At 71.3% G+C, this 7,428-nt stretch carries 7 protein-coding genes and 1 CRISPR repeat array; all 7 genes read left to right on the forward strand.

Annotated features, from left to right (window positions below; translation table 11 throughout):
* On the forward strand, positions 1 to 1,521 hold a 1,521-nt coding region (gene casA, locus AOK24_RS33650; RefSeq protein ID WP_055723803.1), incomplete at its 5' end, for a type I-E CRISPR-associated protein Cse1/CasA.
* 29 nt (positions 1,522 to 1,550) lie between these two features.
* Positions 1,551 to 2,186: a type I-E CRISPR-associated protein Cse2/CasB gene (gene casB, locus AOK24_RS33655; RefSeq protein ID WP_240554255.1), complete on the forward strand. Its 636-nt coding sequence runs from the start codon at positions 1,551 to 1,553 to the stop codon at positions 2,184 to 2,186.
* Positions 2,186 to 3,346 (forward strand): type I-E CRISPR-associated protein Cas7/Cse4/CasC, encoded by a 1,161-nt coding sequence (gene cas7e / locus AOK24_RS33660; RefSeq protein ID WP_055723799.1) that lies wholly within the window; start codon positions 2,186 to 2,188, stop codon positions 3,344 to 3,346. Before casB ends, cas7e begins: the two co-directional genes overlap by 1 nt.
* Positions 3,343 to 4,113 carry a type I-E CRISPR-associated protein Cas5/CasD gene (gene cas5e / locus AOK24_RS33665; protein ID WP_055723800.1) on the forward strand — a complete coding sequence of 257 codons (771 nt, stop codon included), beginning with the start codon at positions 3,343 to 3,345 and terminating at the stop codon, positions 4,111 to 4,113. Before cas7e ends, cas5e begins: the two co-directional genes overlap by 4 nt.
* On the forward strand, positions 4,110 to 4,754 hold the full coding sequence (gene cas6e / locus AOK24_RS33670; RefSeq protein WP_055723801.1) for a type I-E CRISPR-associated protein Cas6/Cse3/CasE: 645 nt from the start codon (positions 4,110 to 4,112) through the stop codon (positions 4,752 to 4,754). The genes cas5e and cas6e overlap by 4 nt, the downstream gene beginning before the upstream one ends.
* Positions 4,751 to 5,758, forward strand: coding sequence for a type I-E CRISPR-associated endonuclease Cas1e (gene cas1e, locus AOK24_RS33675; protein WP_420876713.1), 1,008 nt, complete (start codon positions 4,751 to 4,753; stop codon positions 5,756 to 5,758). Before cas6e ends, cas1e begins: the two co-directional genes overlap by 4 nt.
* Positions 5,759 to 5,761: 3 nt before the next feature.
* A complete protein-coding gene (cas2e, locus tag AOK24_RS33680) occupies positions 5,762 to 6,091 on the forward strand; it encodes a type I-E CRISPR-associated endoribonuclease Cas2e (protein WP_055723802.1) in 330 nt (109 codons plus the stop codon).
* A gap of 17 nt (positions 6,092 to 6,108) precedes the next feature.
* A CRISPR array of direct repeats spans positions 6,109 to 7,357; the repeat unit is 29 nt; unit sequence GTGCTTCCCGCGGACGCGGGGGTGAACCG.
* Positions 7,358 to 7,428: the final 71 nt, after the last annotated feature.

The following is a 7,428-nucleotide window of genomic DNA, read 5'->3' on the forward strand; positions in this document are numbered from 1 at the left end:
GGCCGTGCCGGGCGGGTGGGGCTGCGGGGGCTGTTCCACGAGGCGCATCGGATCGTCGATCTGGAGTTGCCGGTGGCGCCGGCCGCATCCGGGCTGCTGCGGCTTCTGGCGGCGATGACCGCCCGGATCGCGCACGACGGGGGTGAGCGTCTGGACGACGAGGACGCGGGGGAGGAGATCAGCGAGTGGCTGGACCTGAGGGGCCGGGTGCTGACGGCAGGACGGTTCGATCCCGCTGCTGTTGACGCCTATCTGGACGAGAGGGTGCCTGAGGGGCGTTTCGATCTGTTCGATCCGCAGCGGCCCTTTCTTCAGGACCCCCGGCTCGTGGCGGAGTGTGTGTCGGCGCAGGGGGTGCCGAACCCGTCGGGGGTGAACAAGCTGGTCTTCGGACGGCCCACCGGTGTCAACGGGGCTGTGCTGTTCGGTCACTTCACGGACGGTGACCCGGTCGCGGTGTCGGCGGCCGAGGCGGCGTGGCACCTGATCGCGCAGCTCTACTACGGCCCGGCCGGGCAGTGCACTCCGCGTCGTATCAGCGAGGACCGTACGGGGAGCGGGGACGCGGGTCCGTTGCGCAAGTCGGTCTCGTACCACGCGTGGGGGCCGGACCTGTTCACCAGTCTCGTCCTGGGGGTCCCGTTCCCGGACGGCTCCCTCGCGGAGGCGGAGGACACCTGCCCGTGGGAGGCCGACAGCCTGCCGGACCCCCTCCGCCCTCCAGAGGAACTCACGTGGCCGGGGCGGCTGTTGACCGGACGGTTCCGGCACGCCGTGCTGCTGGTTCCGTCCGACGACCGCCGCGAGGTCACCGACGCGTACATCACGTGGTCCCTCCATGGTCCCCGGCAGGCCGGACACGATCCGCACGTCATCCTCGACCGGGGCCAGGACGGGGAGCTGCGGGTGAGGGAGGCGGACGGGGAGCGGGCGCTGTGGCGGGACGTGGACGCGCTGCTGCTGATGGACGGCGCGCACACGACGGTACGGCCGCCGAACCTCAACGGCCTTCCCGAACCGCTGCGTCCGGCGCTGCGCGTGAGGGCGTACGGCTTCGTCCAGGACGGCAAGCAGACCGACACGTCCTGGTTCGAGGCGATGACCCCGCCGGTGCTGAAGTGGCAGGAGGAGACCGACCCGCGGATGGCACGTCACCTGGCGCGTTGTCATGAGGCCGCCGAGACCGTCGGCGCGAGCCTGGACAGAGCCGCGCGTGTGGCGTGGAAGCTCGCCACCGACGCGAGTGCCGCCTCGGCGCCGAGGCTCACGCTGGACCGGCGCCGTCCGGGGCCGTGGGTGAGCACGGCGTTGGTCCGCTACTGGTCCGTGGCCGAGCGGGAGTTCTGGGAGATGGCCGACCCGCAGAAGTGCGACGTGGCCCCGAGACCGCCGTTGGTGAAGGCCGCGCTCGCAGCGCTCGACGAGGCCATCGGTCCCGTCAACCGGGCCGACATCCGGGTGGCGCGCGCCCGCAACAAAGCCCGCGCCGGTCTTCTCGCGCTTCTGCGCACCACCGACTGATCCCGACCGTCCTGGGAGGAACACCGCCCATGAGCACCACACCCGTACCACCGGCCGCCGAGGTGCGGCCGTCCGAAGAGTTCGTCGCGGCCGTCGTGTCGCTGTGCAAGGAGAAACGGCCCCAGTCCGACCTGCGTACCGGTCTCGGCCGTCCCGTGGAGCGCTGCAACCGCCTCCACCGCCACGTCGTACGACTCCTGCCCGACGAAGGTATGCACTACGACGCCAAACGCGCTCACTACGCGGTCGCCGCCCTGATCGCGGCGCGCCCCCGGGTGGCCCGTGACGCCGACGAGGAACGCGCCGAGGGTACGGAACCCGTACCGCAGTGGCGGAAGCGTCCGAATCTCGGAGCCAGTCTCGCCGCGGCCGTCAACGCCCAGGTGATCAAGCCGAATTCGGCCGAGGGCGACCTGCATCTGTTCGCCCGGCAGAGCAGTGACGCCTTCCACGTGCGTCTGCCCGCTCTGACCCGGCATCTGCTGACCGGGGGTGTCGCCGTCGACTGGGCGGTGCTGCTGGAGGACCTCACCTGGTGGAACCGCGACCGCGACCGGATCGCGACCCGCTGGCTGGAGAGCTACTTCCGCACCGTCAATCCCGAGGCCACCGAAGACGCCGACGGCGCCGTGGCCGACTCCGACTCGCACGAGGAGAACAACTGATGTCCCTGTTCCTGGACTTGAGCGCGCTTCAGACCGTTCCCGCCGCCAACCTGAACCGCGACGACCTCGGTTCGCCCAAGACGGTCCGCTACGGAAACACCTCCCGCATCCGGGTCTCCAGCCAGTCCTGGAAGCGCGTCATCCGCCACGGGGTGGAGGACGACCTGGGCGAGCGGGCCGCGCGGACCCGGCAGGTTCCGGTGAAGGTCCGTGAGGCGCTCAAGACGCGGGGGTGGCCCGCGGAGCTGGCGGAGTTCGCGGGGGAGCAGATCGCCGTCAGCGCGGGGAAGAAGGGCATCGGCACGGAGAAGGGCGGCCACACCTCGGTCCTGCTGTTCCTCCCGGAAAGCGGCCTGGACGAACTCGTCGAGGTCTGCGCGGAACACCGCGAGCAGCTGGAGCAGAACCTGGGGAAGAAGAAGCCGGGACAGGTCCTGCCGCCGGCCCGTGTCGAGGAGATCCTCAAGCGGCGTACGGCCTCGATCAGCCTCCTCGGACGGATGCTCGCCGAACTTCCGGGCGCCAATGTCGACGGCGCAGCCCAGGTCGCGCACGCCTTCACCACGCATACGGCCGAACCGCAGCGCGACTACTTCACCGCCGTCGACGACTGGCTGGACGAGGAGGAGACCGGCAGCGGCCACCTCGACACCGGCGAGTTCAGCGCCGGCGTCTTCTACCGCTACGCCACGGTCAACGTCACCGACCTGCTCACCAACCTCGACGGTGACGCGAAGGCCGCCCGCACGGTGCTGGGCGCGTTCGCCGAGCACTTCCTGTTCTCCCTGCCCCAGGCGAAGAAGAACAGCACCGCTCCCCACACCGTCCCCGACCTCGCCTACCTCGCGGTGCGCACACAGCGTCCGATGTCGCTGGCCGCCGCGTTCGAGACGCCGGTCCGCCACAGCAGCGGCGGCTTCGCCCGCGCCTCCCGCAGGGCGCTGGCCGCCTACGCCAACGACCTCAACCGCCTCACCGCAGGCCGCCGCCGTCCCTTCCACGGCCACGCCACGGTCACCGACCCCGTACCGGACGGCTCCCCCGACGCCCTCGACCTGACCCCGCTGGGGAACGAGCACGCCTCGTACGACGACCTGGTCACCGCCGCCCTCGACGCGGCCTTCGCCGCCACCGGCCAGGAGCCCGGGGGCGCGGCGTGAACGGGCTGATCCTGCGGCTGGCGGGACCCTTGCAGTCCTGGGGCGAGCGCTCGGCGTTCACCAAGGAACGCGACACAGCTCCCTTCCCCACCCGCTCCGCACTGACCGGCATGTTCGCCGCGGCCCAGGGCATCGCACGCCACGACGAAGAGGCCCTGAAGGCGTACGGAGCGCTGGAGTTCACGGTCCGCGTCGACCGGCCCGGCACCCTCCTCACCGACTACCACACCGTCGGCGGCGGCCTGCCCAAGGAACAAACTGCGGCCACCAGCGGCGGCGACCACAAGGGCGCGGCCGTCATCACGAAACGCCACTACCTGGCCGACGCCGTGTTCGTCGTCGCCGTCACCGGACCCTCCGCGACGCTCACCCGGATCGCGGACGCCCTGCACCAGCCGCACTGGAACCCCTACCTCGGCCGCCGCTCCTGCGTCCCCGACGAACCCCTCCTGCTGCGCACGGACGTCGACGACCCGGCCCGCCACCTCCTCGAAGAGGTGCCGCTCAGCCACGACCCAAAGCGCCCCGCCGCACAGGACGACACCGTCCCCGTCACCTTCCTGTGGGAGACCCCACCCCGAACCGGCGACGCCGTCGACGCCCTCACCGTCTTCGACCTGCCGCACAGCTTCCACCCCGACCGGCGCCGCCACGACCGCCGCACCGTCCACCGCACCACCGAACGCCTCCCCGCCCGCCTCACGGTCAACCCGCACCACCTGCACGAGAAGCTGATCGACTACGCCGTGAAGGAGACCGCCGCATGACCGCGCCCGCGGCGCTCGCCCGCATCCGCCTCAACCCCCGCAGCACCGCCGTACGACGCGACCTGCGCGACGCCGACGGAATGCACCGCACCCTGATGCGGATGGTCCCCGACGGCCTGGGCGACTCACCCCGCCAGAGCGCCGGACTGCTCTACCGCCTCGACGAGACCGACAACGCCACCACCCTCCTCGTCCAGGCCGCCGCCCTCGACCTCACCCGCCTCCCCGACGGCTACGGCCACGGCGACGTCAAAGACCTCACCCCCATGTTCCGCGCCCTCCACCCGGGTCGCACGGTCCGCTACCGCATCGCCGTCAACCCCATCAAGAACCAGCCCCCGGCCCCCGGCGTCAAAGGCGTACGCGGCAAACGCGTCCCCCTCACCGGACCCGAGGCCGACCAGTGGTGGGCCCGCCGAGCCGCCGAAGCCGGACTCGCCCTGAACACCCTCGTTCCCACCCCTCTCAACCCGGCCCGCCGCCACGCCGCAGGCTGCAAGCCCGCCTACTACCAGCTCGTGCGCTACGACGGCACCGCCACGGTCACCGACCCCGACGCCCTCACCCACGCCGTGCTGACCGGCATCGGCCGCGCGAAGTCGTACGGCGCCGGACTGCTCAGCCTCGCCCCCGCCGCATGACACCCGCACCCGGGGGCGGCCAGGCCCGCAGACGCCTGGCCGCCCCCACCCTCGCCATGCTTCCGCGCATCGCTGACTCCCTGTCCTTCCTGTACCTGGACATGGTCCGCGTCGTCCAGGACGACACCGGCGTCTGCGCCCAGATCCGCACCGACGACCACCGCACCGACACCGTCTACATCCCCACCGCCGCCCTCACCTGCCTCCTCCTCGGACCCGGCGTGTCCATCACCACCCGCGCACTGGCCACCCTCGCCCGCCACGGCACCAGCGTCGTATGCACCGGAGCCGGCGGCGTCCGCGCCTACGCCGGCATCCTCCCCGACTCCCTCACCACCCACTGGCTCGAACAACAGGTCACCGCCTACGCCGACACCGGCCGGCGCCTCGATGTCGCCGTCCGCATGTACGAGAAACGCTTCGGCGACGCCACCGTCCCCGACGGCACCACCCTCGCCCAACTCCGCGGCATGGAAGGCCAGCGGATGAAAGCCCTCTACAAACTCCTCGCCCAGCAGCACGGCATCGGCCGCTTCCGCCGCAACTACCACCCCGACCAGTGGCACGAACAAGACCCCGTCAACCTCGCCCTGTCCGCCGCCAACACCTGCCTCTACGGCATCATCCACGCAGCCCTCCTCGCCCTCGGCTGCTCACCCGCCCTCGGCTTCGTCCACACCGGCACCCAGCACGCCTTCGTCTACGACATTGCCGACCTCTACAAAGCCGACACCACCCTCCCCCTCGCCTTCTCCCTCCACCATTCCACCGACCCCGAATCCGACGCGCGCCGCGCCTTCCGCGAGGACCTCCGCCTGATCAGACTCCTGCCGCGCATCGTCCACGACATCCAGACCCTCCTCAGCCCCGCCGCCGACAACGACGACGACACCGAGGACGACGACAACGCCCCCGAACACCGCGACATCCGCCTCGTCCACCTCTGGGACCCCAAGACCGGCACTCTCCCCGCCGGAGTCAACTACGCCCCCACCGGAGACTGAGCGATGCCCTCCATGCTCGTCATCGCCACCACCGCCGTCCCCGACTACCTCCGCGGCGCCCTCAGCCGCTGGACCACCGAAGTCGTCCCCGGCATCTTCGTCGGCACCGTCTCCACCCGCGTCCGCGACCAGCTCTGGACAGCCGTCACCGACACCGTCGGCGACGGCGCCGCTGTCCTCATCCACCCCGCCGCCACGGAACAGGGGTACGCCATCCACACCGCCGGCACCCGACGCCGGGTACCCCATGACTTCGACGGGCTTACGCTCATGCGGATGACGGGGCTGCCTGCATCGCCGAGCATGGCAAAGGGAGGGCAAAGCCGGTACTGAGGTGCAGGTCAGGAAGTGTGCTTCCCGCGGACGCGGGGGTGAACCGTTCCCGGGCCTCTTCGACCTCGGCGGTGCGGCGTGCTTCCCGCGGACGCGGGGGTGAACCGACCGGCAGGATCACCCACAGCTTCTGCCACGGGTGCTTCCCGCGGACGCGGGGGTGAACCGACCACACCCTGTGGATCCCGACGGCAGGCGATGTGCTTCCCGCGGACGCGGGGGTGAACCGATCCTCGGGGCGGCGGCCGGCGTCGAAGCGAAGTGCTTCCCGCGGACGCGGGGGTGAACCGGTCCCGCTGGTCTGCGCGTTCTGCGTCGCTCCGTGCTTCCCGCGGACGCGGGGGTGAACCGTGCCGCTGGTTGCCGGGGAGGGATTTGGGCGCGTGCTTCCCGCGGACGCGGGGGTGAACCGTACGCCTCGTACTCGTCGTCGTCCCACAGGGCGTGCTTCCCGCGGACGCGGGGGTGAACCGTCGGGCGAGATCACGTACCAGGTGAAGTGGCGGTGCTTCCCGCGGACGCGGGGGTGAACCGTCGTTGGCTGACGCTCCGGGCGGGACGCGTACGTGCTTCCCGCGGACGCGGGGGTGAACCTGGGACGGCGGCCCGGACGGCACCCAGCCCTACGTGCTTCCCGCGGACGCGGGGGTGAACCGCACTGGGACGGCATCAGGTCGGCGACCGTGTCGTGCTTCCCGCGGACGCGGGGGTGAACCGAATCGCTGTGCGGCCGTCTGCGGTCCGTACGCGTGCTTCCCGCGGACGCGGGGGTGAACCGACACTCTTCGGGGATAGCTTGCTCCGCTTGCGGTGCTTCCCGCGGACGCGGGGGTGAACCGTCGACAAGTGGTCCTCCCGCCACACGGGAAATGTGCTTCCCGCGGACGCGGGGGTGAACCGGCGCCCCGCAGCGACACCGCCTCAGGACCCGGGTGCTTCCCGCGGACGCGGGGGTGAACCGCTGAACGTGTACGGGGCGAGGCTGCGGATCTCGTGCTTCCCGCGGACGCGGGGGTGAACCGGAGGAGATCTGGGTCCACTGTCGGCTGCCGGTGTGCTTCCCGCGGACGCGGGGGTGAACCGCCGCAGAAGGAGGGCTGATCCATGGCGATCGGGTGCTTCCCGCGGACGCGGGGGTGAACCGTTGACGACGGACACGTCGCCGCGGTGGAGGTCGTGCTTCCCGCGGACGCGGGGGTGAACCGCGGGGCGAGTGACCTGTGGCGTTCGACCTCGGGTGCTTCCCGCGGACGCGGGGGTGAATTGTCCGGCGCCTGAATCCTGACCCGGTGTGGGCGGTCGAGTTCTGACCCACCGGGTCTGGTTGCCGCGGTCCA

This window comes from Streptomyces niveiscabiei, from assembly GCF_001419795.1.
Lineage (GTDB): Bacteria > Actinomycetota > Actinomycetes > Streptomycetales > Streptomycetaceae > Streptomyces > Streptomyces niveiscabiei.

Coding starts and splice junctions, on each gene's coding strand:
- cas1e (WP_420876713.1), top strand. CDS start 4,751: ATGACACCCGCACCCGGGGGCGGCCAGGCCCGCAGACGCCTGGCCGCC.
- casB (WP_240554255.1), top strand. CDS start 1,551: ATGAGCACCACACCCGTACCACCGGCCGCCGAGGTGCGGCCGTCCGAA.
- cas2e (WP_055723802.1), top strand. CDS start 5,762: ATGCCCTCCATGCTCGTCATCGCCACCACCGCCGTCCCCGACTACCTC.
- cas7e (WP_055723799.1), top strand. CDS start 2,186: ATGTCCCTGTTCCTGGACTTGAGCGCGCTTCAGACCGTTCCCGCCGCC.
- cas6e (WP_055723801.1), top strand. CDS start 4,110: ATGACCGCGCCCGCGGCGCTCGCCCGCATCCGCCTCAACCCCCGCAGC.